The following is a 223-nucleotide window of genomic DNA, read 5'->3' as shown; positions in this document are numbered from 1 at the left end:
TCAGTCAGAAGGTTTTGTGCACCGGGCGCACCTGCCACCACCGCCGAGCTGGCGGCCAGGGCAACAAACGCGTGCAGGTAAGCCGCCTTGCCCCGGTTGCCATCGAGGGCGTGGGGCGTGGCAAACCAGCCACCGTGCTCACTGTCACGCAGCGGGCCACTGAGGGCTGCAACGCCATGCGCAACCAGGTCGGCATACCCCGGCAAACCCAAGGCGTGGGCCA

At 67.7% G+C, this 223-nt stretch carries 1 protein-coding gene; it reads right to left on the bottom strand.

Going from position 1 to position 223, the window contains the following annotated elements:
- The coding region (locus ACW9IR_RS30225) for an AGE family epimerase/isomerase (protein WP_457466283.1) at positions 1–223 on the bottom strand (223 nt) is incomplete at both ends.

Source organism: Pseudomonas sp. SDT291_1_S447 (assembly GCF_054070155.1).
The sequence above is the reverse complement of the archived record's forward strand: the minus strand, read 5'-3'. Positions and strand labels throughout refer to the sequence as shown.